This window comes from Sphingobium sp. PNB, assembly GCF_019873065.1.
Lineage (GTDB): Bacteria > Pseudomonadota > Alphaproteobacteria > Sphingomonadales > Sphingomonadaceae > Sphingobium > Sphingobium fuliginis.
Window position 1 is genome coordinate 1 of record NZ_JAINEZ010000238.1, and the last position, 632, is coordinate 632.

At 59.7% G+C, this 632-nt stretch carries 2 protein-coding genes; both read left to right on the plus strand.

Annotation, left to right across the window (positions count from 1 at the left end; translation table 11 throughout):
• The first annotated feature begins 81 nt into the window (after positions 1 to 81).
• Complete coding sequence (locus K7W03_RS27610) at positions 82 to 264, plus strand: hypothetical protein (protein WP_222888156.1); 183 nt, start codon at positions 82 to 84, stop codon at positions 262 to 264.
• Positions 251 to 574, plus strand: a complete 324-nt coding sequence (locus K7W03_RS27615; RefSeq protein ID WP_222888158.1) for a hypothetical protein — start codon at positions 251 to 253, stop codon at positions 572 to 574. The genes K7W03_RS27610 and K7W03_RS27615 overlap by 14 nt, the downstream gene beginning before the upstream one ends.
• Positions 575 to 632 lie beyond the last annotated feature (58 nt).

A 632-nucleotide genomic window follows, 5' to 3' on the forward strand; every position in this document is an offset into this window, starting at 1 on the left:
AACTCTGACCCGCCTTGAAGCCGTGACGATTGCTCTCGTTCTGGTGGCTCTGCCGCTTTGGATTGTGGCGGGAGGGTTGTGATGGGCGACCGTATCCCAGAACGCGCCGCTTACGAGGGCGCTGGCGGCTGGAAAGATGGCCGCTTTGGCCAAGCCTACGACCTGATCGCTGAGGCGATGAAAGAACGCGACGGCATCGTGAATTATCGGTGCGCGCTGCTGACCGCCATCGAGGACGAGGACCAGAATTATGATCCGGAATAACTGGCAGGCGGATTGCCCTAGATGTGTCGGCAGTAAGTTTACGTGCGACGAGCATTATCAGGCTGGAAGGGTGACAGTTTTTGACACCCCCGAAATCGAATGCCCGAAGTGCGATAATCTGGGCTTCATGTGGCCGTTTGGCCCGATTTGCTCGGAATGTGACGGCGAAGGCTGGCGTCCGATGAGCGATGACGAACTAGCTGATGCCGCTGAACGCCAGGAGCAGGACCGCATCCACGGCGAACCGCCCGTGTCTGTGCAGGAGCAATATCAGCGCGCCACCCTCGCCAAGCTGGAGGCAGGGCAATGAGCTACATGCCCACCAGCGAGGAAATCCGCGCCGAGATGGACGCTATGCCGGGTCTTGG

Excerpts from the sequence above, each read along its gene's own strand:
- K7W03_RS27615 (WP_222888158.1), top strand. The coding sequence starts at position 251 with ATGATCCGGAATAACTGGCAGGCGGATTGCCCTAGATGTGTCGGCAGT.
- K7W03_RS27610 (WP_222888156.1), top strand. The coding sequence starts at position 82 with ATGGGCGACCGTATCCCAGAACGCGCCGCTTACGAGGGCGCTGGCGGC.